This is a genomic window from Carboxylicivirga marina, from assembly GCF_016612505.1.
Lineage (GTDB): Bacteria > Bacteroidota > Bacteroidia > Bacteroidales > Marinilabiliaceae > Carboxylicivirga > Carboxylicivirga marina.
The window spans coordinates 153113-179664 of sequence record NZ_JAENRR010000002.1 but is presented as its reverse complement, the minus strand read 5'-3'; the positions used below and the strand labels follow the sequence as shown (position 1 = coordinate 179664).

Annotated in this window: 26 protein-coding genes; 19 read left to right on the top strand and 7 right to left on the bottom strand. The window is 38.5% G+C overall.

Annotated features, from left to right (window positions below):
• Positions 1-63: 63 nt before the first annotated feature.
• From JIV24_RS01770 to JIV24_RS01755, 4 genes are all read left to right on the top strand, one after another.
• Positions 64-1218: a sensor histidine kinase gene (locus JIV24_RS01770; RefSeq protein ID WP_200463280.1), complete on the top strand. Its 1155-nt coding sequence runs from the start codon at positions 64-66 to the stop codon at positions 1216-1218.
• Positions 1219-1318: 100 nt separating this feature from the next.
• Positions 1319-1870, top strand: a complete 552-nt coding sequence (locus tag JIV24_RS01765; protein ID WP_200463279.1) for a YceD family protein — start codon at positions 1319-1321, stop codon at positions 1868-1870.
• A gap of 8 nt (positions 1871-1878) precedes the next feature.
• Positions 1879-2064 carry a 50S ribosomal protein L32 gene (gene rpmF, locus JIV24_RS01760; RefSeq protein WP_200463278.1) on the top strand — a complete coding sequence of 62 codons (186 nt, stop codon included), beginning with the start codon at positions 1879-1881 and terminating at the stop codon, positions 2062-2064.
• A 344-nt stretch (positions 2065-2408) separates the two neighbouring features.
• Positions 2409-3419, top strand: coding sequence for a beta-ketoacyl-ACP synthase III (locus JIV24_RS01755; protein WP_200463277.1), 1011 nt, complete (start codon positions 2409-2411; stop codon positions 3417-3419).
• 87 nt (positions 3420-3506) lie between these two features.
• Here the strand turns inward: JIV24_RS01755 and JIV24_RS01750 are convergent, their stop codons facing one another.
• From JIV24_RS01750 to JIV24_RS01730, 5 genes are all read right to left on the bottom strand, one after another.
• Positions 3507-3992: a DUF4252 domain-containing protein gene (locus tag JIV24_RS01750; protein WP_200463276.1), complete on the bottom strand. Its 486-nt coding sequence runs from the start codon at positions 3990-3992 to the stop codon at positions 3507-3509.
• Between the two features lie 52 nt (positions 3993-4044).
• Positions 4045-5544: a PspC domain-containing protein gene (locus JIV24_RS01745; RefSeq protein WP_200463275.1), complete on the bottom strand. Its 1500-nt coding sequence runs from the start codon at positions 5542-5544 to the stop codon at positions 4045-4047.
• Positions 5545-5585: 41 nt separating this feature from the next.
• On the bottom strand, positions 5586-6575 hold the full coding sequence (locus tag JIV24_RS01740) for a PspC domain-containing protein (RefSeq protein ID WP_200463274.1): 990 nt from the start codon (positions 6573-6575) through the stop codon (positions 5586-5588).
• Positions 6572-6916 carry a PadR family transcriptional regulator gene (locus JIV24_RS01735; RefSeq protein WP_200463273.1) on the bottom strand — a complete coding sequence of 115 codons (345 nt, stop codon included), beginning with the start codon at positions 6914-6916 and terminating at the stop codon, positions 6572-6574. Before JIV24_RS01735 ends, JIV24_RS01740 begins: the two co-directional genes overlap by 4 nt.
• 66 nt (positions 6917-6982) lie before the next feature.
• Positions 6983-7249 (bottom strand): hypothetical protein, encoded by a 267-nt coding sequence (locus JIV24_RS01730; RefSeq protein ID WP_200463272.1) that lies wholly within the window; start codon positions 7247-7249, stop codon positions 6983-6985.
• Between the two features lie 202 nt (positions 7250-7451).
• Here JIV24_RS01730 and JIV24_RS01725 point away from each other — a divergent pair, with 202 nt between their 5' ends.
• The 7 genes from JIV24_RS01725 (at position 7452) to JIV24_RS01695 (ending at position 13334) form a co-directional block, all read left to right on the top strand.
• Complete coding sequence (locus tag JIV24_RS01725) at positions 7452-7898, top strand: YqaA family protein (RefSeq protein WP_200463271.1); 447 nt, start codon at positions 7452-7454, stop codon at positions 7896-7898.
• Positions 7899-8164: 266 nt separating this feature from the next.
• Entirely contained in the window at positions 8165-9250 is a 1086-nt protein-coding gene (gene trpS / locus JIV24_RS01720) for a tryptophan--tRNA ligase (protein ID WP_200463270.1), read from the top strand.
• Positions 9251-9436: 186 nt separating this feature from the next.
• Positions 9437-9778: an ArsR/SmtB family transcription factor gene (locus JIV24_RS01715; protein WP_200463269.1), complete on the top strand. Its 342-nt coding sequence runs from the start codon at positions 9437-9439 to the stop codon at positions 9776-9778.
• Positions 9779-9797: 19 nt separating this feature from the next.
• On the top strand, positions 9798-10214 hold the full coding sequence (locus tag JIV24_RS01710) for an arsenate reductase ArsC (RefSeq protein WP_200463268.1): 417 nt from the start codon (positions 9798-9800) through the stop codon (positions 10212-10214).
• 46 nt (positions 10215-10260) lie between these two features.
• Positions 10261-11292: an ACR3 family arsenite efflux transporter gene (arsB, locus tag JIV24_RS01705; RefSeq protein WP_200463267.1), complete on the top strand. Its 1032-nt coding sequence runs from the start codon at positions 10261-10263 to the stop codon at positions 11290-11292.
• A 96-nt stretch (positions 11293-11388) separates the two neighbouring features.
• Positions 11389-11775, top strand: coding sequence for a hypothetical protein (locus JIV24_RS01700; protein ID WP_200463266.1), 387 nt, complete (start codon positions 11389-11391; stop codon positions 11773-11775).
• A 128-nt stretch (positions 11776-11903) separates the two neighbouring features.
• The gene (locus tag JIV24_RS01695; RefSeq protein ID WP_200463265.1) at positions 11904-13334 is read left to right on the top strand and encodes a sodium:solute symporter; all 1431 of its coding nucleotides are present in this window, start codon (positions 11904-11906) and stop codon (positions 13332-13334) included.
• Here JIV24_RS01695 and JIV24_RS01690 read toward each other — a convergent pair.
• The gene (locus JIV24_RS01690; RefSeq protein WP_200463264.1) at positions 13331-14446 is read right to left on the bottom strand and encodes a CapA family protein; all 1116 of its coding nucleotides are present in this window, start codon (positions 14444-14446) and stop codon (positions 13331-13333) included. The two genes, JIV24_RS01695 and JIV24_RS01690, sit on opposite strands and share 4 nt — an antisense overlap.
• Before the next feature lie 131 nt (positions 14447-14577).
• On the opposite strand from JIV24_RS01690, the gene JIV24_RS01685 reads away from it, so the two are divergent.
• The 5 genes from JIV24_RS01685 to JIV24_RS01665 all read left to right on the top strand — a co-directional run bounded on the left by JIV24_RS01685 (position 14578) and on the right by JIV24_RS01665 (position 19345).
• The gene (locus JIV24_RS01685; protein ID WP_200463263.1) at positions 14578-14916 is read left to right on the top strand and encodes a MerR family transcriptional regulator; all 339 of its coding nucleotides are present in this window, start codon (positions 14578-14580) and stop codon (positions 14914-14916) included.
• Between the two features lie 6 nt (positions 14917-14922).
• Positions 14923-16017 (top strand): Nif3-like dinuclear metal center hexameric protein, encoded by a 1095-nt coding sequence (locus JIV24_RS01680; RefSeq protein ID WP_200463262.1) that lies wholly within the window; start codon positions 14923-14925, stop codon positions 16015-16017.
• 4 nt (positions 16018-16021) lie between these two features.
• Entirely contained in the window at positions 16022-16789 is a 768-nt protein-coding gene (locus tag JIV24_RS01675; RefSeq protein WP_200463261.1) for a zinc ribbon domain-containing protein, read from the top strand.
• Positions 16790-16867: 78 nt separating this feature from the next.
• On the top strand, positions 16868-18307 hold the full coding sequence (locus JIV24_RS01670) for a hypothetical protein (RefSeq protein ID WP_200463260.1): 1440 nt from the start codon (positions 16868-16870) through the stop codon (positions 18305-18307).
• A gap of 219 nt (positions 18308-18526) precedes the next feature.
• On the top strand, positions 18527-19345 hold the full coding sequence (locus tag JIV24_RS01665) for a lamin tail domain-containing protein (protein WP_200463259.1): 819 nt from the start codon (positions 18527-18529) through the stop codon (positions 19343-19345).
• Positions 19346-19465: 120 nt separating this feature from the next.
• Here JIV24_RS01665 and JIV24_RS01660 read toward each other — a convergent pair whose 3' ends face one another.
• The gene (locus JIV24_RS01660; RefSeq protein ID WP_200463258.1) at positions 19466-21472 is read right to left on the bottom strand and encodes a urocanate hydratase; all 2007 of its coding nucleotides are present in this window, start codon (positions 21470-21472) and stop codon (positions 19466-19468) included.
• A gap of 313 nt (positions 21473-21785) precedes the next feature.
• Here JIV24_RS01660 and JIV24_RS01655 point away from each other — a divergent pair, with 313 nt between their 5' ends.
• The 3 genes from JIV24_RS01655 to pepF all read left to right on the top strand — a co-directional run bounded on the left by JIV24_RS01655 (position 21786) and on the right by pepF (position 26472).
• Positions 21786-23183 (top strand): aminopeptidase P family protein, encoded by a 1398-nt coding sequence (locus tag JIV24_RS01655; RefSeq protein WP_200463257.1) that lies wholly within the window; start codon positions 21786-21788, stop codon positions 23181-23183.
• Positions 23184-23345: 162 nt separating this feature from the next.
• Positions 23346-24449 (top strand): C1 family peptidase, encoded by a 1104-nt coding sequence (locus JIV24_RS01650; RefSeq protein ID WP_200463256.1) that lies wholly within the window; start codon positions 23346-23348, stop codon positions 24447-24449.
• Positions 24450-24591: 142 nt separating this feature from the next.
• A complete protein-coding gene (gene pepF / locus JIV24_RS01645; protein ID WP_200463255.1) occupies positions 24592-26472 on the top strand; it encodes an oligoendopeptidase F in 1881 nt (626 codons plus the stop codon).
• Positions 26473-26552 lie beyond the last annotated feature (80 nt).

Sequence of the window (26552 nt, the reverse complement as noted above, 5' to 3'; positions counted from 1 at the left end):
TTCCAACTTAAAATAAAACCAATAGTTCCTCGTTTGTGTTGATAGACTTTTAATTAATTAGGCATGAGTTTTTATACACATAAGCGCATTTGGAAACTATTTCTTCTTATTGGAGCCATCACTATCGGTTTCTTTACTTTGGTGTATACTGACAATCTTACAAAAGAACTTAAAGAAGAAGAACGTAAAAGTGTTGAAATATGGATTCAGGCTATTAAGCAGATTACTCAAAGTGGAGCCGGTGAAGACGAACTTGGTTTAACACTAGAAGTGATTAGTCAGAATACAACTATTCCCATCATTATTGTAGAAGACGATTCTACCATTAACTCACACCGAAATATTAAACTACCAAAAGAAAACGAGGACCTTGCTCTAAAAAAAGCACTCGGGAAGCTGATGAGTAATGGCGAACCTCTAATTATTGATTTAGGAGGAGACGAATTGCAATATCTGTACTATGACGATTCTGTATTAATTAAAAAACTGGAATGGTTTCCAATCATACAATTATCCATCGTTGCCTTATTTATATTCATTGCCTACATCGCATTTAATGGAGCCCGTAAAGCGGAACAGGATCAGGTATGGGTTGGCATGTCAAAAGAAACTGCCCATCAATTAGGAACACCAACTTCATCGTTATTAGGCTGGGTTGATTTGTTAAAACTTAAAGAAGAAAATGAGGATATTGCCCTGGAGCTTGAAAAAGATGTTGAACGACTACAGGTCATAACCGATCGCTTCTCAAAAATTGGTTCAAAGCCCGAATTAACAGAGCAACCTCTCATACTGGCCATCGAAGAAATCATAAATTACCTGAAGCGGCGTACGGCATCAAACATTCAGTTTTCGATTAATGCTGGCGACATACCTTATTTAATGGTCAATATCAATAAGGTCTTATTTCAGTGGGTGATTGAAAACATCTGTAAAAACGCGGTTGATGCCATTAAGGAACAAGGAGAAATAAACCTTAGTATAAAAAACATCAACGGCCATATACATATTGACATAAAAGACACTGGCAAGGGTCTACAACGTCAGCAATTTAAAACGATTTTCAAACCCGGCTTTACTACTAAGTTACGTGGCTGGGGACTTGGCCTTTCATTGGCAAAACGAATTGTTGAAGGATATCATGGCGGTAAATTATTCGTGAAGGAGTCAGAATTAGGTAAAGGTACCACGTTTAGAATAACACTTCCAAAAGCCTGAAACAACATTACTTATTAAAAATAGAAAAGTAAAAAAAAGTACTTTTCTTTTCTCACGTTGGTTTATTTTATACTTTTGCACAGTTTTTAGAAAGGGAAAAGTGGACAGATTGAGAAACTACGGCATTCCATTCAAAGGATTAAAAGAAGGTAAACACCTGTTTAACTACGAAATAGGTGAAGAATTCTTTAAATTATTTGAACAACCATTGGTTGAAAAAGGAGGGTTAAGAGCAGATGTTGAGTTAAATAAAAGCTCAGCACTTTTGACTTTATCATTTAAAATTGATGGTGATGTGGAAACTGTTTGTGACAATTGCCTGGAAACTTTAACGCTTCCGGTTGAAAACGAATCGCTGATGTACATTAAGTTTGGCGAGGAGTATGATGAACCAACCGAGGAGATTATTGTTTTGCCGCACGAAGAAAATGAAATCAATGTAGCACAATTGATTTATGAATTTATTTGTGTAGCCTTGCCAATAAGGCACGTTCACCCTGAAGATGAAGATGGCAACGTAACCTGCGATGCTGAAATGGTGAATCAACTGGATAATTATTTGGTTGAAGAAAAAACGGATGAGGAGCAGGACGATGATATAGATCCGCGATGGGCGGCTCTGAAAAATTTAGTTGATAAATCAAATAAATAGGTTGAAAAATGGCACATCCTAAGCGAAAGATCTCGAAAACGAGAAGAGACAAGAGAAGAACACACTACAAAGCAGTAGCACCTGCATTGGGAGTATGTTCAAACTGTGGTGCTTCAGTTAAGTTGCATACAGTGTGTGGTGAGTGCGGTTATTACCGTGGAAAATTAGCTGTAGAAAAAGAAGTAACAGCATAGTTTATTGAATCCGCATTCAATAAAATTTGCCCTCAAAGAAATTTGAGGGCAAATTTTGTTTTAGGGCAATAAAAGCAAATCATTTGTATACTATAGCTGATTTCTTACATTTGTACTCGCCCTAAATAAGATGTTTACTAATTGTCTTATCAAACATATGGGATTTTTGTATGTTGATAGGTTATAATATAAATAAGTGGCAGGTGTGGTGCCATTTATAAAGTCATTGAAAATACCGGAAGCAAAAAAATAGTTCATAAATGGAGTTTTAGAATTAATTTTTGAATGTTTCCAATCGGTTTATCACATTGATTATATGTGCATAAGCGAAAAAAGAAAGTGAAATGAAAAAAACCAGTGCAGTAATTACAGCCGTTGGAGGATATGCACCAGATTATATCCTTGATAATCACGAGTTGAGCAAAATGGTAGATACCACCGACGAGTGGATCATGACTCGGGTAGGTATTAAAGAACGTCACATCCAAAAAGGCGAAGGCCTTGGAGCATCAGACATGGGCGTTGAAGCTGTAAATGAAATTTTTAAGAAAACAGGTGTTAAGCCTGAGGAAATTGATTTGGTAATTTGCACCACTGTTACTCCTGACCATCCATTCCCTGCTACTGCAAATATTATTGCTGATAAATGTGGCATTAAAAACGGACACGGTTTTGATTTAAATGGCGCCTGTTCAGGTTTCTTATATGGATTAGACACAGCATCACAATTTATCGTTTCAGGTTCCAAAAAGAAAGTGCTTTTGGTTTGTGCTGAAAAAATGTCGGCCATTACAGACTATACCGATCGTACAACTTGTGTGTTATTTGGCGATGCCGCTGCTGCTATACTTCTTGAGCCTACTGAAGAAGAAATTGGAATTCGCGACAGTATTTTAAGAAGTGATGGTTTTGGCCGTCATCATTTACATATGAAAGCTGGTGGTTCGGTAATGCCTGCTTCACACGAAACTGTAGACCAGAAATTACACTCGGTTTATCAGGAGGGACAGCCTGTATTTAAAAATGCGGTGTCAAAAATGGCTGACGTATCTGTTGAGATAATGGAGCGTAATAATCTTACGGCCGATGATGTTTCGTGGTTAATTCCTCACCAGGCTAACCTGCGTATTATTGGTGCTACTGGTGACAGAATGAATTTACCTAAAGAAAAGGTAATGATTAATATTGAGCGATATGGTAACACCACATCTGCCACTATTCCATTGTGCCTTTGGGAATGGGAAAAAAGCCTTAAAAAAGGTGACAACCTTATCCTCGCAGCATTTGGAGCTGGCTTTACCTGGGGTTCAATCTACCTTAAGTGGGGTTATGATGGCGATAAGTACGCTAAATAAAAAATAAGCTATTAGCTATATAAGAAACGGAGCGCCTCAATAAGCGCTCCGTTTTGTATTTATACTAATTGATTCCTTTTTAAGAAATCACTTGTAGCTATCCATCTTTTCGGCTAGTTCATCTACATCATCAATCTTAAAATCACCGAAGAAAGAAAGCAGAACACCATTCGTCTCTCCTTGAAACAGTATGTGACATTCTGAAACCTTCTTCCCTTTGCGATAAATACGTATTTCCACATCTTCATCCGGATCGTCATCTTCTACCTTATCGTAACGACTAAGCGGCAGATAATTCAATGTAGTTTCTCTAAAATCAATGATTTCTTCATCTTCCGGCGCTTTATAAATCATCAACTTAACCTCAGTTAAATCCCCGGTTACATTACTGTCTTCTCCTTCGTCATCGTCGAAATTAAGATTAACAGCATCGAGCATTGATTTGGAAAAGGACATCATGGTGATGCCAGGCTTTAAAGCCATCTTTTCGAATAACCTATCTGATGGACGATTTTGTGCGCTCAAATTCAATGAAAACGCCACTACTATAACTATTGCAAATACTTGTTTCATAATTATTGTTTTAAGGAGCTGTCGGCAATGCGCCAACAGCCATTAACTTATTCTAATATTCATCAATAAATCGATCCAAATAAGGGCTGACCTCAATACTCTTTCCATAAGGAATTTGGATATTAATAATCACCTTTTGATTACGTACCAAAGCTTCTTCTGCAATTACAAATTTCTTATCAAGATAGATAACAGAATCATTTTGCGACCAACTATACTCGGTGGTTTCAGCATTAAATGCGGCATCATCATCATTAAGTCCACGTGCTTTTTTATCAATTATCATCTGAAACTTTTCACCCTGGGAAATATTAATAATGGGTGCCCCCTCAACTATTAAATCACCATCTTCAGAGAATAACTCCAGATGATCAATATCCATCAGATATTCGCGATCGCTGCTGGAAATCTCATATTCTGAAGCTCTCAGGTATATGGTTTCAGAACTTGTCGGCTGAAATGCATGAACCTTTGACACTGACCCGGATTCCTCAAAGCTCTTGGCAATGCGAATACCTGTGAAGAAAACCAAAACAATACCTGATATCCATAATATTAAGGCAGTCATCCCAACAAATTTACCATGGCTTTTAAAGCGGAATATAAGTTTTAAGCCTAAATACAGTACCACTAAAAATGGAATGCCGATAACCAGCAACGATGCTGCCGTTAATAAGCTTTGATCCATGTATGACAGAAAACGATCGGGGACTGATGCCAGAAGATGTTCACCATCTGTAAAAGCCAAGCCTAGCAACGTGTCCTTAAAGGCAAAAAACCCGACTAATCCCATAATGGATAACACACTCCAAATAACGATGCCTACTCCTAAAATAATTCCAAAGATATTTAAGAGTTGATAAAGACCATTGGCCATGACATCTCCGGTTTTGTTAGCTCTATTTTGCATACGTTTATAATTTGGTTTGTTTTTATATTCTTTAAACTTCGACGATACTGCTTCATATTCTTCCTTGATGTTATCGCCCATTTTTTTAAATGTGATTCCGCCTCGCATTTCAATACGCTGACCTAATGATTTTGCTTTAGGCATGGCAACCCATAGGATAATGTAAATTACAACTGTTATTCCCAACGAAGCAAAAGCCGATACTGCAGCTATAATCCGAAACACTAAAGGATCGACATCGAAGTAAGCTCCCAGGCCAGCACATACGCCTCCAAGAAAACGATCATCCGGATCGCGATACAACGCTCGCTTACCTACATAAGTTGTTGATGACGTTGAACTACCCGATGATTTACTATCAGAAGTCTCCTCTCCTACTTCTTCTTCATCAATAATTTCGGTAGGCTCTCCAATGGTATGAATAATCTCTTCGACATCGCTTAACTGAATGGTACATCCCTGGCATTTATATTGAAACAACTCAGCAATTCGCGATTCAATATCCGCAATCACTTCTTGCGCTTCCTCATTATTGCCTAATCGCTGTTTAATGGTATCCAGATAACTATTCAGTCGTTCATAAGCCTCCTCTTCTATTTTAAAGGCTAATCCATCTAGATTTATATTTATTGTTTTATTCATTTTATTCGTAATGAAAGGTTAATCGTAAAACTAATTTCGAGTTAGCACATTAGCATAAAGCCGCCAAATAGCCAGAACAGAACCTTAAGTGCCAGCGATCCCAGCAAAACAAAGGCGATTAAATACAATATAATCTTTAGGACTGTTTTAAAAATCAAACCGATAACTAACAGTACCAATACAATGGTTAAAGCACCCGGAAAGAAAATATGATTAAATGTTGGCGCTATATGAAAACCCAAACCTGCAAACCCAGCTGAGATGCCATGAAAGGCTCCATTAAAAACTGAATGAAATGGCTGCATACTGAACAACATAGCGGCACCAACTACTGCAATAATGATTAGAACAGTAGATTTCTCTCCTTTTGAAAAACGACTAAAAAAACTCTCTCCTTTTTTATACGTTTTTGACTCCTTAAAATTGCCAAACTTTCGTTTCACCTCATCATATTCATCACGAATACTGCGTTCTATATTCTCAATGGTGATACGTTCGCCCCGCATTTGTAACTTTTGAGCCGTTGTACGTGCAGCTGGTAAAGCAATCCAAAGAATTGCATAGATTAATGCCAGTGTACCTGATGTTAAAAAAGTAAGAATAACAGTTAATACACGCACCAAAACCACATCAATACCAAAGTAAGCAGCTATACCGGCACATACACCGCCCAATACACGGTTGTCAATATCGCGGTAAAAACGACGATTGGCCTTTCGAAATACCATGGTTGTTGGAGGGGTATAACTTTTCTTTTGCTCAGGCTCGTCATCTTCAAATTGCTCTGGCTCACCCATGGTAGTTATTACATCTTCAACCATGTCGATGGTTACAACACCAGTTTCCCTATTAATGCGCTCATTAAATATTTCAGCTACCCGGTTTTCAATATCTGTAATAATCTCATCACCGCTCTCCTGATCTCTGAAAGTCGATTCAATTTTATCAAGATATGCTTGCAGGCGAGTATAGGCATCATCGTCGATGTAGAACATGTGCCCGCTTATATTTATGGTTACTGTTCGTTTCATTGTTCTGTTACGTTTTTGGTTTGGTGTATTAAATCAACAGCATTCACAAGTGCATTCCATGAAGCATCCATTTCACCTAAAAATGTTCGACCTTCATCGGTAAGCGCGTAATATTTACGCGGTGGTCCCTGAGTTGACTCCTCCCAGCGGTAGCTAAGGAGTTTCGCATTTTTTAATCGCGTCAATAGCGGATATAGTGTTCCTTCAACAACAATCATCTTAGCTTCTTTCAGTTGATTAATTATATCAGAAGCATAAGCATCGTCATTTGACAGGATGAGCAATATGCAATACTCTAAAACTCCCTTCCGCATTTGCGCTTTTGCATTTTCTACATTCATTCTCCCGGTTTTATAGAGTTAAAATTATTATTCCCTTTTACTAAGCAGTCTTTTTAATTAGCTATCTTATAACTGGTGTATAGAATGCTGTTTAAATAAGAAGGCACTTTCCATGTTCTGATTGTTTTTCTTTTTCTTAGTATTCTTCTTCTCTTTCGGTTGACTCCTTTTTACTGACACTTCTTTTTCAACTACCTCAACTGTCTTTTTATGACTGATGATTTTACAAGTATCCGTTTTTTCAGCTTGAGCATTAAGACCTGCCACAGCAAGTAACATTAGAACTGTAACTGCTGTTACCCGACGATTTGATATTGAATTAAATAATAACATGATTAAAATACTATCTTAAACAATGAATTATGCATTACAAATATACGGCTATAGGATGGTACTTTGCAATGCATAGTACCATATTTTTTTATATTATTTTTTACAAAATCGCTGAAAGTCTTACCAACAATGACTTTCGGAAGAAAAAAAAATTCAATACAAAGCCCTTATTTTCTTACATTTGTGACACAATTCAATGAAAATGCTATTTGATTCAGGATATTTTGCGCTGTTTTTAGCCTCATTTTTGGCAGCTACTGTGATACCTTTTAGTTCTGAGGCACTCCTATCGGGCATGTTAGCAACAAACTACAATTTATATTGGTGCTTAGGACTTGCCACATTAGGCAACTGGTTAGGTGGCATGAGTTCGTATGGACTTGGCTGGCTAGGCAAAATCCAATGGATTGAGAAATATTTAAAAATCAAGCACAGTCAAATCAATAAAACTCAGAAACGAATTAAAGGCAAAGAATTGTGGGTAGCATTCTTTTGCTGGCTACCTGGAGTTGGAGATGTCATTGCTGTTATTTTGGGTTTGCTCAAAGTAAATATTGTATGGGTAAGCATAGGTATGTTTATTGGTAAATTACTTCGATACATCGTATGGGCATTAATTACCTTAGAAGCCATTAATTGGTTTCAGTAATGCGGATGGGATAAGCCATATAAGCAATCAGCTGAATAGCACTCAATACAGCCTCTTTGATGAATAAAAAGGTTCGCACTTCTCTCTATTCTGGCATCTTAACTTTCGCCTTCATACTTGTACCAAGCGACTATTCATCTACCTACTATCTATTTCGTAATTTACCTTATCTCATATTTTCAAATCATCACAATTTTACCCATTTTTGCAGCTCTTTATTAACACATTAGACGAAAACTTATATTCGTTGTTTAAATAAGTTCCAGATGGCAGAAGAAAATATAGTTGAATCAATCAATGCATCGTTTGACAGAGCCGTGCAAAAGAGTAATGCATTAGAGGCTGATTTACAAATAAATCCTGAAAAACACAGAGTCTTAACAGGCGACAGACCAACGGGCAACCTGCATATTGGCCATTATTTTGGTTCATTACAGAATCGAGTACGTCTGCAAAACCTAGGTGTTGAAACCTTTATTGTGATTGCCGATTACCAGGTGTTGACCGATCGTGATGTATTTAAGGATATTTCAAAGTATGTGCAGGAATTAACCATCGATTATTTAGCTTGTGGATTAGACCCTCATAAGTTTAAGACGCATATATTCCCACATAGCCACATTCCTGAATTGAACCAATTATTGGTGCCTTTCTTATCCTTGGTTTCAAACTCAGAATTAAGTAAGAATCCGACTATTAAGGAAGAGATTCAGGCATCAGGACAGAATGTGATTAATGCGGGCATGTACACTTATCCTGTTCACCAGGCGGCCGATATTTTGTTTTGTAAAAGTGATGTGGTACCTGTTGGAAAAGACCAATTACCTCATATCGAATTAACGCGCAACATTGCCAAGCGCTTTAATAAGAAATTTAAAGCTCGCGTTTTCCGTGAACCAGTTGGTTTATTAAGCGAAACGCCAATGATACTTGGTCTTGATGGCGGACAGAAAATGAGTAAGAGCCGTAATAATACCATCATGATTAAGGCCACTGCTGATGAAACTTTAAAAGCGGTCAAGTCGGCCAAAACAGATTCAGAGCGAATGATTACATACGATCCAACGAATCGTCCTGAGGTTGCGAATCTATTACGATTAGCGGCTTTATCAACGGGTGGATCTCCTGAAAAAATTGCTGAAGAAATTGGTGAACAAGGAGCCGGTAAGTTAAAGCAGGTTGTAACAGAAGCAATTAATGAGCACTTCCGCGAAATTCGTGATCGTCGTTCTCAATTAGAAAATGATTTAGACTTTGTGAGAAGCATCTTGCGAGAAGGCATTGCTGAATCACGTAGTGTGGCTCAAAAAACTTTAGAAGAAGTTCGTGCTGCAATGAACATGGAAATCTAAACAATCATTCTGAAAATAAGATTTTAAAGGGGAGCTTGTGCTTCCCTTTTTTTGTGCCTGAATGTTAAATAATTATTAAAACATGTTTCGACGTATTTTTACGTCATTTATTTGACGTAATTTTACGTCGGAATGATTTTTAAAGATTTCCACTTATTATAGAAATTATCAATTTACCCTTAAAATATGCCTCAAGCAAAAACCGATTTATTTGACAATGATCTTCAGGAACTAGCGCTTATATTTAAAGCACTCGGTCATCCGGCACGATTGCAAATCTTAAAGTTTCTTGGCAATCGAGATGCTTGTTTCTCAGGCGACATTACTGAAATTGTTCCTTTAGGACGAACAACGGTTAATCAGCACATTGCCGAGTTAAAGAAAGCAGGACTAATCAAAGGAACTATTCAGGGAAGTAAAACAAATTATTGCCTTAACCCGTGTGGAATAGAAAAACTAACAAAGCTTGGCATTGACTTTTGCACTGAGCTTGAAAACATTAATAATTTTCAATCAAAAGAATGTTAATAATCTAAATAAGAATACAATGAGAATTTTGATTTTATGCACTGGTAACAGTTGCCGAAGCCAAATGGCACATGGTTTTTTACAATCATTCGACAAAAACATTGAAGTATACTCAGCAGGCACCGAAGCTTCAGGTAAACTAAATACAAAGGCCGCTCAGGTAATGAATGAAATTGGTATCGATATTAGTGGCCACACATCTGATTCGGTTGAAAAATACCTTGGTGAAAAATGGGATTATGTAATAACTGTTTGCGGTGGCGCCAATGAAGCATGTCCGGCTTTTATGGGAGACGTTAAGCATCGCCTTCACATTGGCTTTGATGACCCATCACACGTTGAAGGAACAGATGAATTTATCATGAGTGAATTCCACCGTGTGCGCGATGAGATTAAAGAAGGTTTTTACAAGTTTTATACAAAAAATATTAAGTAATACAAATAGCTATCGACTAGTTGCTGGTAGCTTATAGTTCTTTATCATGACTCAAAATAAAAAACAAATTGGCTTTTTTGAGAAATACCTAACTCTATGGGTAGCCTTATGCATTGGAGGTGGTATTTTAATTGGTCACTTCTTTGGTGAAACAGTAACCATCTTGAGCAGCCTCGAAATATCAGGCGTAAATATTCTCGTAGCCGTTTTAGTATGGTTAATGATTTACCCAATGATGCTTCAGGTTGATTTTTCGAGCATCAAAAATGTGGGTAAACGTCCTAAAGGATTAATTCTAACATTAGTCATCAACTGGTTGATAAAGCCATTTACAATGGCCTTTTTTGCCTGGATATTCTTCACTAAACTTTATGGAGCATTTATTGAACCTGAATTAGCCGGAGAATACATTGCTGGAGCTATATTATTAGGTGCAGCACCATGTACAGCCATGGTGTTTGTTTGGTCTTACCTAACCGATGGCGATCCAAACTACACCTTAGTGCAGGTGTCGGTCAATGATTTAATTATATTAGTAGCATTTGTACCTATTGTTGGCTTTTTATTAGGCGTAACCAATATAATAATACCTTATGACACACTCGTAACCAGTGTTGTGGTGTTTGTAGTTGTTCCGCTTTTAGCAGGCACATTAACCAACCACTTTTTGGTAAAAAAGCATGGTGCCAAATGGTTTACTGAAACTTTCTTACCGAAATTTAAGCCAGTCAGTATTTTTGCCTTATTAGCGACATTAGTACTACTATTCGCATTTCAGGGACACAACATCACTGAAAATCCATTGATTATTGTTTTAGTGGCAGTACCACTTATCATTCAAACCTATCTGATTTTCTTTATCGCATGGTTTGGCGGACAAAAGCTCAAACTGCCTCATGCTGTTTGTTCACCGGCTGCCATGATTGGTGCCAGTAACTTTTTTGAATTAGCAGTAGCTGTAGCAATCGCGTTGTTTGGACTGCAATCTCCAGCCGCATTAGTGACTGTAGTAGGCGTTTTAGTAGAAGTACCGGTTATGCTTTCGCTAGTAGCATTAGCCAACAAGTGGAAGTACTAATTATAGTATAAAAATTAAGGCAGAAGGCAGAAGGAAGGAATGAACAAACTTCTGCCTTCTGCCTTAATACTTCTAACTATTTTTTAATTTTGCAGCATGATTTATTTATTGGCAGGCATAGTAGTAGCATTGATATTGGCTTACTTTTTCTCACGTAAGTCAAATGGTGAGGGAGATAATGAAGCGCCGACTGAGGTTGCTGATGATTGCTGTGGGGCCCATGAAGTATGCGAATCCGATAGTTTATTAAGCAGTAACGATAAGGCCGAATATTACGAAGATGAAGAGCTTGATAACTACAAAGAAATGGCCGCAAACAGTTACAATGATGATCAAATAGAACAGTTTCGCGAAGTCCTTATCACCCTTAAAGAAAGAGAAGTAGCAGGCTGGCTCAAAAGTCTTCAGATTCGACAGATTAATCCACCGGACATCATTAGAGAAGAAGCACTAATGATCGTTGCCGAACGTCGTGGAGTGTAAATCGGATGTTAGATTCGCTATTCTACTCTGAACCTGTTCAACATACTATATAGATTAATAGCTTCGATATATACGCTTCGAGCTTCTGACTAATAATCCTATCTTAGTGCTGAAAAATTCAAAATCAAATGAATCCAGCATTAACAGCAAGCATCATCGCCGGATATTTTGGCGTATTAATCCTCATTTCATTTCTTACCAGTAAAAAGTCGGATAACGACACCTTTTTCAGAGGTAATAAGCAATCGCCCTGGTACATCGTATCCATTGGAATGATTGGTGCTTCATTGTCAGGGGTTACTTTTATTTCTGTTCCTGGCTGGGTTGCTTCTACTGGCCTGACTTATATGCAAATGGTGTTTGGTTATTTCTTAGGTTACTTAGTTATCGCACACATACTTTTGCCATTATACTACAAACTAAACCTAACTTCCATCTACACTTATTTAGATGAACGATTTGGATTCTGGTCCTATAAATCAGGTGCTGTCCTGTTTTTATTGTCACGAACCATTGGTGCTTCAGCCAGACTTTACCTGATGGCTAATGTATTACAAATAGCCGTTTTTGATGCCTTCAATATTCCATTTGAAATTACGGTGTTAGTCACCATTTTATTGATTTGGCTCTACACATTCCGGGGTGGTATTAAAACCATTATATGGACCGATACACTACAAACACTTTTTATGCTGCTAAGTGTCGGCATTACGGTTGTAGTTATTTCCAAATCAATGAACTTGTCTTTTTCTGGAATGATCAATACCATTGCCGATAGCGAATTCTCTAAGATATTTGAATTCAGTGATTGGAACTCGAAACAGCACTTTATCAAACAGTTCTTCTCAGGTGCGTTTATCACCATTGTGATGACCGGGCTTGATCAGGACATGATGCAGAAGAACCTTACTTGTCGTAATTTGAAAGATGCTCAGAAAAATATGTACTGGTACGGGTTTTCATTTGTTCCGGTTAACCTGCTATTCCTGAGCTTAGGTGTGTTATTGTTTTTATTCGCCGCCAACCAGGGCATTGCTATTCCTGAACGCTCTGACGACCTGTTTCCAATTATTGCTACAGGCGACTACCTTCCAAAAGTTGTTGGTGTATTTTTTATGCTTGGCTTAGTGGCTGCTGCCTATTCAAGTGCCGATTCAGCGCTAACTTCACTTACCACTTCATTCTCCGTTGATATTTTGAATGTTGAAAAGAAAAGTGATGCACATGCCAAAAAGATACGTTTTAAGGTACATATTGCATTTAGCGTACTATTGGCTGTAGTTATCCTCTTGTTCCGAATATTTAATAATGACAGCGTTATCAGCACGGTTTTTAATCTAGCAGGTTACACTTACGGACCATTATTAGGCCTGTATGCCTTTGGATTATTTACAAAACTCAAAGTTCACGATCGCTATGTACCGCTTATTGCCATTTTATCACCAGTAGTTATTGGCCTATTGGATTACAACTATTCTATGGGTTTCGAAAAGCTAATTTACAATGGTGCATTTGCATTTATCGGCCTACTCCTAATCAGTAAGTGGAATAATAATTAGAGTTGTTTTGGTGACTGTACCTGATTGTTTTCCATAGTAAATCCAAAACTTTCAAGTGGTTTTTCATAAGGCATATAGAAGTCACCATCATCATCAATAACAAGGCGATGATTTAACTCAGGAAAGTCTATCTTAGTTAAATCACGCATTTTAAATACTACGGCATTACTACGATCACGTAAAGTACCTTTGCCTTTTATCTGATGGTACGAATGAATCTTTCCACGTACAAAAGAACCATCATCATTGGTCCATATTTGAACCACAGGCGATAAACCATTGGCACCTGTTAAATTAAAACGACTATAAGTACAAAAATTACCTAAACTATAAGCGATAAAACGATCCTTGTAGATCTCGATGGAACGCGGCACATGTGGTCCATGACCAAAAACGACATCAGCACCAGCATCAATCATCGCATGTGAGAATTTATATACATTCCCCCGATTTTCGCCATAGAAAATCTCTGTTTCCCGGGTCACATGCATATGTTTTTTTCCTTCTGCCCCACCATGAAATGAAACGATGACATAATCACAACTTTCTGATAATGATTTTACAATTTTGGCAGCACCTTCAATGTCGCCTATTTGAGCGGTACCTGTATTGGGTGCAAAAGCACACATACCAATTATCTTTCCATTAACCTCCGTAATTACTGAAGGTTTATTCATTAATCCAGCATACGCAATTTCAAGGTTATCCAGTAAATGGCGGGTAGTTTTTAATCCTTCAGGACCAAAATCGCGAATATGATTATTGGCAATACTCAACAAATCAAAACCTACCTTTTTTAACACTGGTGCATAACGCGTAGGCGTTTTAAAAGCATAGCATTTACTTAAGTCTTTACAGCGTTTAAACACATCACCTTCATCCAGAAAAGCACCTTCCAGATTACCAAAAACCAAATCGGCATCGGCAAAAACAGGAGCAACTTCTTGCAATATTGGCCACGGATCATCCTTAGGCGGCAAATAGTCTTCTGAAGGGAAATGCGTCCCTAACATCATATCGCCTACTCCTACAAACGACAATCCATTATTGCTTTGTGACAGCATTGTAAGCGACCACATAAAAACACAGACTGATAAAGAAAATTTCAACATGCTTTTTGCCATTTTGCTTATAAAGATACAATTTTGCTATTGAGCCCAAACAGCTGCATTTGGCTTTTCGCCAAAATACCGTTAATATTGTGTTATAGCAATCAATAACAGCGGTCGTAAAATTCGAAATCATGCCTTACAAAGAGCAAAAAATAGAGAAATTGTTCTACCCCATTGGGGAAGTTGCTGAGATGTTCAATGTAAATACATCGTTGATACGTTTTTGGGAGAAGGAATTTGATATTATTAAACCGCACAAAAACAAAAAAGGCAACCGGATGTTTACGCCTAAGGATGTGGAGAATTTTCACCTCATTTTTCATTTGGTTAAGGAAAAAGGCATGACGCTTAAAGGCGCTCAAAAAAAATTGAAAGAGAATCATGATGATACTGTCAATAATTTTGAAGTGGTGTCTAAACTAAAAGACATCCGTGAATTATTGGTTGAAATTCGTGATAACATAGATTAAGACAAAGTGCAGATTCAGGAAATAATTAACGAATTGGAGCAATTCGCTCCATCGGCCCTCAAAGAAGATTTTGATAATGTAGGACTATTGGTTGGCGATGCCAGTCATCAGGCCACTGGCGTACTTATTACTTTAGATATTACTGAACAGGTAATTGATGAAGCCATTAAAATAGGATGCAATCTGATTGTTTCTCACCATCCTATTATGTTATCAGGCCTAAAAAAAATAAATGGACGCAATGCCACCGAGCGAATGGTCATTAAAGCCATCCAGAATAACATTGCTTTATATGCCTCGCACACCAATGCCGATTCGGTGATAAATGGCGTAAGTGGTAAAATGTGCGAAAAGTTAGGGCTCGAAAATTGCAAAATTCTGTCCCCTAAAAAAGAAAACTTACTAAAGTTGGTAACGTTCGTACCTACTGAACATGCCGGGAAAGTGCGTGAAGCCATTTTTAAGGCAGGTGCCGGTCAAATTGGCAACTACGATGCTTGTAGCTACAACACGAGTGGCGAAGGAACTTTCAGAGCTGGCCATGGTGCCAATCCTTTTGTTGGTGAAGTAGGAAAAATACATCAGGAAGAAGAAGTACGAATTGAAACAATTTTACCTGCCTACCTGAAAGGGCGTATTATTGGCGCACTATTAAATGCACATCCATATGAAGAAGTAGCCTATGATTTATACCCTTTGGCCAATGAATGGACAACAACTGGCATAGGTATGGTTGGCGAATTACCTCATGAGGTGGATGAAGCCACTTTTTTAAACCGATTAAAAAATACTTTTCAAACAGGATGTGTTCGTTACACGAATCTTTTGAATAAACCCATTAAACGTGTGGCACTTTGTGGCGGTTCAGGTAGCTTTCTGTTAGGCAAGGCAATAGGTGCAAAAGCCGATGTTTTTGTGACCGGAGATATTAAATATCATCAATTTGCCGATGCTGAAGACCTGATTTTAATTGCTGATATTGGACATTTTGAGAGCGAACAATACACTAAAGAAGTTTTTTTTGAGATACTTACAAAAAAATTCTCTAATTTTGCAATCCATTTATCGAACGTGAATACGAATCCCGTAAATTATTTATAACAGCATGGCAAAAGCAAATTCGAAAGCAAATGCACAAGAGATGACAGTAGAGGAGCGCTTAAAGGCTCTTTACGACCTACAAAGCGTAGAGTCATCAATTGATAAAATTCGCACCCTTCGTGGTGAGCTTCCATTGGAGGTTCAGGATTTGGAAGATGAAGTAGAGGGGCTTGAAACTCGTATGGGTAACCTTGATGGAGAGGTTAAAAATTTAAATGACGCCATCCTGAGTAAAAAGAACGAGATTAAAGAAGCTGATTTACTTATTAAGAAATACGAAGCCCAGCAAGGTAACGTACGTAACAATCGTGAATTCGACTCATTGTCTAAGGAAATAGAATTCCAGAAATTAGAGATTGAGTTATGCGAAAAGCGTATCAAAGAGTTTACTGTTGAGCTTAAAAATAAGAAAGAACTTGGCGAGTCGTCAAAAACATTGGTTGAAGAGCGTAAAGCTGATTTATCGGCTAAACAAAAAGAGCTTGAAGAGATTGTTGGCGAAACTCAAGTTGAGGAAGAGCGCATGATGGAGAAATCTGATAAGATTCTGAACATCATTCCTGAGCGTTTACAAATTGCCTTTAAACGTATTCGCAAGAATGCACGCAACGGCTTAGCAGTTGTAACTGTTGAACGTGATGCTTGTGGCGGTTGCTTTAACAAAATTCCACCTCAGCGCCAAATGGACATTGCATCTCGCAAAAAAATTATCGTTTGTGAGTACTGTGGTCGTATCTTGGTTGACAATGCCATTGGTGGAGAAGCTGAATAAGCTATATCTTAAATAATATATTTGCAGCCGGACTTGTTCCGGCTGTTTTTGTTTATAGCTTTTAGTATTTTTAAGCCAATGAAGCACATCCTGACCATACTTTTCACTTCGCTCTTTGCAGTCTCAACATTTGCACAGCAAGAGCATTTTTTATCAATTGAAGGTCAGAATGAATTACAACAAACCTACCATACGCCTGAAGCTGATATTCTATCATTAATATCAGCAAGATCAGAGGCCAGCCTGCAGGATGAATATCTTCGTTTATACGGTTTGTTTATCGCTTATCAGGTGAATGAGAGAGAACTTTTTGCAAATACTTTTCATAAAGACATTGACCAATTTGAAGTCCAGTTTGATGTATCTGACCGTCAGCAGTTGATGCTGGTGACCTTACTTATTCAACAAAGCCTGTTGCACTGGAATTCAGGTTCAAATACTGATGGTGCCCGTTCATTTTACAAAGCACATCGGCTATTTCGCAGAATTAATGCAGAAAGCTACCCCAATGAATATCAAAAGCTACAGGCTATATTCAATGTATTTCTTAGTCAGATTCCAGTAAATTACCAGTTTTGGGCTTCTCTTTTTGGACTGGAGGGTGATTTAAATAAAGGGCTCAGTGAAATGAAACAATACGCTCAAACGAATATTAATAACCAGGAAGCACAGGTTCTCTACTCCTATTGCCTGCTGAAGTTTGGCAATGCCAGGAAAAAAGAAACAATTCTTCTGATTCAACAATCACAGAACAACGCTTCTCCCATTTTAAATTTTGTACTTGCTTCACTTGCAGTTAAAAATAGAATGGGACAAGATGGGTTGGATTTCATGGAATCAATAGAAGCCAAGCAGTTTGATTCTTTCCCCTTACTACAATACCAACATGCCCGAGTCAAACTCAATCAACTCGACACTAATAGTTACAATGCATTACAAAGCTTTCTTTCAAATTATTCAGGGAATTCATTTAAAACAGACGCTATGATGCGTCAAGCCTGGTATTTCCACATACAACATGATAATCAAAAGCGCGATAGTCTCATTCAAATTATTCATCAACAAACAAAACTTCCCACCACAAATGACAGACAAGCTGCGAAAGAAGTTGCTCAACTGAAGTCGGTACCTGTCGATCTGCTCAAAGCACGTTTGTTGTACGATGGAGGTTTCTACAATGGTGCTCATCAACTACTTTCGACGATTGACCCTAACGAACTTGAGTCGTTTTATCTGGCCGAATTCTTCTATCGTTTAGCTAAAATAGATGTGGAACTGAATAAGCATCTTGAAGCTATACAATCCTTTGACAAAGTTATAGAAGTGACTCAAAATGACACGCGATACATTGGGCCTTATGCAGCCATTGAAGCGGCAAAAATCATGCTCTCACAAAACAACATGCACAGATGTCGGTTCTATCTTGAGCAAGCCAGTCAACTCAACACAGGAGAATACGCCATTGATATCAAACGTAAAATCACTGCATTCAACTCTAAGATTGACTCTGCTCAGTAGGCAAGAAAAATTTGAACATCGTTAATTTGACATTTCAAATGTAATTCTGAAAGAACTGAGCTAATAAAACTCTATTCTCTTAGAGACACGCATGTTACATCAGCACCATAGAGGCTATCATTCATTAAAATATTTACCAAATACTTTTACCAGTCTCAAAATTTGAGACTGGTATGGTTTATTATTGTATCAATCTTTTAATGAACAAATAATCGTCATATGAAAAAACTATTACTCCTTCCCCTATGTCTTTTGATTGTAAACCACAGCAACGCACAAATCTTAATTAATGAGATTGATCCTGATCAAACAGGTTCAGATGTCGCAGAGTTTATTGAACTTTACAATTCTTCTGCTTCAAGTATTTCATTAGATGGATACGAACTGGTCTTGTACAATGGAAGCGACAATGCTTCTTATGCCAATTATCCCTTGGATATCTACAGTATTGAAGCCAATGGCTATTTTGTCATTGGAAATGTAGCCGGGGCTGATATTTCATTAAGCAGCTTACAAAATGGCACTGATGCAATTGCCCTTTATAAAGATCACCCAAACAGTTTCACAAACGATACGCCTTTGACATTAGATAATTTAGTTGATGCTGTTGTCTATGGAAATTCCCCAAATGAGGTATTATTGACGCTCCTTAATGCGGATGAAGTACAATTAATTGATGATACAGAAACCTCCCTGCAACGAGATACTGATGGCGCAGGAGGTGCCAGAAATACATCCGCTTTTGTTTCAAGAACTCCAACGCCCGGAGCATCGAACAGTACAGCAACAAATAGTTATACTCCAAAAACAGAGAAAATTAAAGTTATCCCTAATCCATTTTATAATGATATAAGAATCGAATCAAGCCGTAAAATAAAAGCTATTCATTTATTTAATGCTGCGTGCAACCAGATTCTTAAAAACAACAATTCAATCGATGGATATATCGAGACTACTGGTCTTAAAGCTGGCCTATACATATTACAAGTTGATTTTTTTGATGGTAATACGACAACTCAAAAAGTGATCAAAAAGTAAAACTTTCCTCCCTAATATTTCATGGCTGTCATCTTATATAAGGATGGCAGCTTTTTTAGTAAAAGAAAAGGCTTGTCAAATGACAAGCCCTTCCGTTTTTTCGATTGATTGGGTAATATATTAAAATAAGCCATCTATCAAGTTATCATCCGCCATATTTGGGATGGTTACTTTTAAATTCGGATTAGCTTTCATGGCACGTTTGATAGCAAAAACGGCACCTTCGTTACGAGCCCAGCTACGGCGTGAAATACCATTATTCACATCCCAGAACAACATGTTGGTTAAGCGGCGATGAGCATCGTCAGAACCATCTAACACCATTCCAAAACCACCATTCATTACTTCACCCCAGCCTACGCCACCACCATTGTGGATAGATACCCATGTGGCTCCGCGGAACGAATCACCAATCACATTTTGAACAGCCATATCAGCTGTAAATTGCGAACCATCATAAATATTTGATGTCTCACGATATGGGCTATCAGTACCCGATACATCGTGATGATCGCGACCAAGTACAACGGGTGCCGAAATACGACCATCAGCAATGGCTTTATTAAATTCGGCAGCAATGCGTGTACGTCCTTCGGCATCGGCATATAGAATGCGTGCCTGCGAACCAACAACCATCTTATTTTTACCTGCTTCTTTAATCCAAAGAATATTATCAGCCATCTGTTGCTGAATCTCAATTGGCGACTCCTGCATCAACTCTTCCAATACATCGGTAGCAATCTTATCGCTTACTTCAAGATCTTTTGGATCGTTGCTGGCACATACCCATCGGAACGGACCAAATCCAAAGTCGAAACACATAGGCCCCATAATATCCTGTACATACGATGGATACCTGAAGTCGCCCTTATCATTCATAATGTCGGCACCGGCACGGCTTGATTCTAACAAGAAAGCATTTCCGTAATCAAAGAAATACATACCATTATCGGTACATTTGTTAACCGCTGCCACATGACGACGTAAGCTTTCCTGTACTTTTTCTTTAAATAAGTCAGGATTTTCGGCCATCATCTGGTTTGACTCCTCAAACGATAATCCTACCGGGTAGTAACCTCCTGCCCACGGATTGTGTAACGACGTTTGGTCAGACCCCATATCTACCTTGATGCCTTCTTCAGCAAATTTCTCCCACACATCAACCACGTTACCCTGATAAGCTATTGACACGACTTCTTTAGCAGCTTTCGCTTTCTCAACACGGGCAACCAACTCATCTAAATCCGAAATCACTTCGTCAACCCATCCTTGCGAATGACGCGTATACGTTGCCTTTTCATTCACTTCAGCAGTTATACTAATCACACCTGCAATGTTACCTGCTTTAGGCTGAGCACCAGACATACCACCTAATCCTGCTGTAATAAACAGCTTACCGGCTAAGTCAGTTTTACCACCTGAAATTTTACGCCCTGCGTTTAAAACGGTAATGGTTGTACCATGCACAATTCCCTGAGGGCCAATATACATAAATGAACCGGCTGTCATTTGACCATACTGTGTCACACCCAAGGCATTGAATTTCTCCCAATCATCAGGCTTAGAGTAATTCGGAATCATCATACCATTGGTTACAACAACGCGAGGTGCATCTTTATGTGAAGGATACAAGCCCATTGGATGACCCGAATACATTACTAAAGTCTGCTCATCTGTCATCTCAGCCAGATATTTCATACAAAGACGATATTGTGCCCAGTTTTGGAAAACAGCACCATTACCTCCATAAGTGATTAACTCATGAGGATGCTGCGCCACAGCATAATCCAAATTATTCTGAATCATCAGCATAATAGCTGCTGCCTGCTTTGATTGATGAGGAAACTGCTCCAGGTGACGAGCTTTCATCTCATAATCCGGACGCAAACGGTACATATATATACGTCCGTAAGTATTTAACTCTTCTAAAAATTCAGGAGCTAATTCTCCGTGTTCTTTCTCAGGAAAGTAGCGTAGAGCATTACGTAATGCCAGCTTCTTCTCACCTTCACTTAGTATTTCCTTACGCTTTGGCGCATGATTAATGCTTGCTTCGTAAGCCTTAGGTGCCGGCAACACCTCAGGAATTCCTTCGAGTATTGCTGCCTGAAATGATTTAGTATCCATATATAAAGTTTTTGTCTTTTCGATTTTGAGCGAAATTACAAGCTTATTTATTTCATATACATGACAAAAGGCAAATTGAGCAAAATCAGGTTTTTAAAATAGCCGCCAGAAGCTAAAGCCAAGTCGCTAGCTAAATCAACGATTACAACATTCTAAAGCCTCATTGTATTTTAGAATAATGAGAATCCTAAACATAAAAAGACAGCTAAATTCTAAGATCAAGTTTCTAGCCTGTATAACAAGGTGATAAAAGTCGTTTCTCTTTGTTGTTAAAAACTGTATATTGAAATCCAATTTTTAAAAATCATTAATCATGTTTTCAAAAGAGACGTATATAAATAGACGTAAGCGACTTGCTGAGAAGGTTGAGTCGGGGCTAATACTAATGCTAGGGAACAGCGATGTACCAATGAATTACAAGGATAATGTGTACCACTTCCGCCAGGATAGTACCTTCTTATATTTCTTTGGGATTGACTTACAAGACCATGCAGCCATCATTGATATTGATAACAACAAAGAATACTTATTTGGTGATGATATCTCATTAGGGCATATCATTTGGATGGGGCCGCAACCTACCATGTCTGAAAAAGCAGCATCGGTAGGTGTTGAGAATACAAGACCAATGGCCGATTTAGCTAAGATGATTAGTAATGCTCTTAAAACAGGTCAGAAAATACATTTCAATCCTCCATATCGTGGTGAAAATATTATGTGGTTGGCCGATCTATTGGCTTGTCATCACAATGAGGTTCAGAACAAGACATCTCTTGAATTAACAAAAGCTTGTATTGAAATTCGCTCGGTTAAGGAACTGTGTGAAATTGAAGAAATGGAGCGCCACATGGCCACCGCCTACCAAATGCACACAACAGCTATGCGTATGGCTCAGGATGGTGCTACCGAGCAACAAATTACAGGTGCCATGGAAGGCATTTCTATGAGTGGCGGCGGAATGGTTTCATTCCCAATTATTTGTAGCAAGCGTGGTGAAACGTTGCATAACCACGATCACAGTAATACATTGCGTGCTGGCGATTTATTATTGGTTGATGGCGGTAGCGAATCACCTTTACATTATGCAACCGACCATACGCGTACATCACCTGTAGGTGGAAAATTCAGTCAGCGTCAGAAAGAAATTTACCAAATTGTAGTAGATGCTAATAACGTTAGCCGCGAAGCAACTAAACCAGGGGTAACATACAAAGAAGCTCACCTGGTAGCGGCACGTGTCATTGCATCCGGTCTTAAAGACTTAGGTTTGATGAAAGGTGATGTTGATGAAGCTGTTGCAGCTGGTGCGCATGCGATGTTCTTCCCACATGGATTAGGTCATATGATTGGTTTAGATGTTCATGACATGGAAGATTACAACGACACCTTGGTTGGTTACATGGATGAGATGGAGCGCAGTACACAATTTGGCTTATCAGCGCTACGCCTAGGTCGCACTTTACAGCCTAACTGGGTGGTGACCAACGAGCCTGGCATCTATTTTATTCCTGCCTTAATCGATACATGGAAGGCTGAGAAAAAACACACCGACTTTATCAACTACGATAAAGTAGAAGGATATAAAGATTTTGGAGGTGTTCGTTTAGAAGACGATATTTTGGTAACTGAAGATGGTTGTCGCATTCTTGGTGAGCGTATTCCAATTACTGTTGACGAAGTGGAAGCCACTGTTAGTGAAGGAAAAAAATAATAGCGGCTAGAAGTTAGAAACTAGAAATTAGCTTTTATTTTTTCACGAAGAAAGTCCGGCCTTGAGCTATTTAGCACATATGGAGGCTTTTTGATAATTTTTAAAATACTGCCGCTAGTGTCTAGTTTCTAGCCTCTGGCGGCTATATCATAAAAGTAAATCATGAAGAAACTACAATTATTAATGCTTGCTGGCGCCATTGCATTTGGTGCAACGGCACAGGAAGAGCAAAAAAGCACCATTGAGTTTACGCCGGTGCACGACATTAAAACCACACCTGTTAAAAGCCAGGACAGAACAGGAACTTGTTGGTCATACGCCACTACTTCTTTTCTTGAAACAGAAATCATTCGTCAGAATGGTCCTGAATTAAACCTTTCGGAAATGTACTTTGTACGTTATGCTTACCCCGAAAAAGCTCGTTTATATGTGATGGCTCATGGCAAAGGTAATTTTAGCGAAGGAGGGCAAGCCCATGATGTCATGAAGGTTGTGGCAGAACATGGCATTGCTACAGAGGAAGCTTATCCGGGACGTCGTGATGTTAGCAAGCCGCATAATCACTCCGAATTGGCCTCATCACAAAAAGTTCTACTTGACAACTACATTAAAGGCCGCAAAGCTTCACCATCATCAGTATGGTACAAAGTACAAGACGCTATCTTAGATATCTATTTAGGCGAGGTGCCTGCTCAGGTGGACGGCAAAACACCACAGGACTATGCTAAAGAGGTGAAAATTGATGCTGATAATTACATCGAATTAACATCGTATACACATCACCCTTATTACACAGCCTTCAACCTTGAAGTACCGGATAACTGGAGCGATGACTTTTATTACAACCTACCATTAAAAGAATTAATGGTTGTGATGGACAATGCTTTGGCCAACAACTACTCGTTTGTTTGGGATGGTGATGTTAGTGAAAAGTTTTTCTCACATAAATTGGGTGCTGCTATTATTCCTGTTGATGAGGAAAAAGGCTTTGCTCCACAAGAAGAAAAAGAAATTACGCCAGAGCTTCGCCAGGAAGCTTTCTTATCCTGGCAATCGACCGATGATCACTTGATGCATATCACTGGTTTATCAAAAGATCAAAACGGTACCGCGTATTACAAAACAAAAAACAGCTGGGGAACCAACCGTGGCGGTTATGATGGTTATCTATATATGTCAGAAAGTTATATGCGTCAGCACACTGTTGCCATAATGGTACACAAAGACGCTATACCAAAAGCTATTAGAAAAAATTTAGGCATTTAATAATGCCCAAAGCATAAAAAAAGGCGTTGTGGCAAAGGGTTAATATATAGTGAACCAGCCGCAGCGCCTCTGTGTTTATTGAAAAAAGAGTTTAAGAATTGTCCCATTTATTCTTAAATCAATCACTTAAAAATTAATCCAAATGAAACACTTAGTACTAATGTGTATGTTAGCTGTTACAGGCTTATCGGCTGTAGCACAGGTCAATTACAAAACACGAGAAGAAGTTCCGGAGAAGTACAAATGGAACTTTGATGATATCTATACAAGTTGGGACGCCTGGGAAGCTGATCTAAAAGCGATTACCCAGGATATGGAAACCATACAAACCCACAAAGGTAAGTTAGGTGAAAGCGCTGATAATTTACTGGCCTTAATGCAAGTGCAGGAAGACTTGATGAAGAAGGCCTACAAAGCCTATCAATTTGTTTCGCTTCAAAGCACTGTTGATAACCGCAATATGGAGCTTCAGGCTAAACTTCAGAAAGTACAATTGATGTTTGCACAGTTTGGCGTTGAAACAGCCTGGATGTCACCCGAAATGCTTCAGATTCCTGAAGAAACGATGAAGCAGTGGATTGCTGATAATGATGCCTTAAAAGTTTATCAGTTCGATCTATTGGACATGTACCGCTTACAGAAGCATGTATTAAGTGAAAAAATGGAACAGTTGATGTCGTATTATTCTAATGTGACAGGAACAGCTGGCAATGTATTTAAAGCATTATCTACTGCCGATATAGAATTTCCAGAAGTGGAATTATCAAGTGGTGAAAAAGTAAAAGTGACGCCTGGTGGCTATTCTAATGTAGTAACGAATAACCAAAATCAGGATGATCGTCGTATCGCTTATGAAGCCTTTTACGATGTATATTATAAGAATAAGAATACCTATGCAGCCATTTATAATGGAATCGTTCAGTCGGATTGGGCTTCGGCTCGTGCGCGCAAATATCCAACTTGCCTCGATGCTGCTTTAGAAGGTAATGCCATTCCTACCGACGTTTACCTAAACCTTATTAACACCGTTAAAGAACACACAGCTCCTGTTCAGAAATACACTAAGCTACGTAAGCAAGTATTAGGACTTGAGAAGTATTATGGATATGATGGCTCAATAAGTCTGGTTGATTTTAATAAGAAATACCCTTATGATGAAGCCGTTGACATCGTAACAGCATCAGTATTGCCTCTAGGTAAGGATTACCAGGCCAAGCTAAAAACAGCTACCTCAAGCGGCTGGTTAGATGTATATGAAAATCCGGGGAAACGCTCTGGGGCCTTCTCATCGGGTGTATATGGTGTTCATCCTTACATGTTATTAAACTACGATGAAACCTTGAATTATGTGTTCACCCTGGCCCATGAATTAGGTCATACAATGCACACCACACTTTCTAATGAAACACAGCCATTTGCTACTCATAACTATACGATTTTTGTGGCTGAGGTAGCGTCGACTTTCAATGAGCACCTGTTGCTTGAATACATGATGGAAAATACAAAAGATCCATTAGAGCGCATTGCTTTATTGAATCAAACCATCAAGGGAATTATTGGAACCTTCTATGCACAAACGATGTTTGCCGATTACGAATATCAGGTTCACACAATGGCCGAGCAAGGTCGGCCTATTAATGCTGACATCCTAACCAACGTTTGGAAAGAATTGGCCAATACGTATTATGGTGATATCTCAGAAGAAACCATGTATTCAGGTTATGCATGGACTCGCATTCCTCATTTTTACAATTCTCCATTCTATGTATACCAGTATGCAACGTGTTTTGCATCATCGGCCAAGTTATATAAAGATGTAACCGAAGGTAAAAAGAAAGACCGCAAAGCGGCGTTAGATCGTTATATCACTCTGCTTCAATCTGGTGGCAACGATCATCCGATGGAACAGTTGAAAAAAGCTGGTGTTGATTTAACGCAGAAAGAAACCATTATGGCAGTTATTAATCAGTTGGACGTATTGGTTGATCAATTAGCGCTTGAATTGGAGAAATTAGAGAAATAGAACATGAGTAGTTGAAATTCCTTTTAAAACGAAATTCCTATTCATTCATATCTAAAAGGTGGCCATGCGGTCACCTTTTT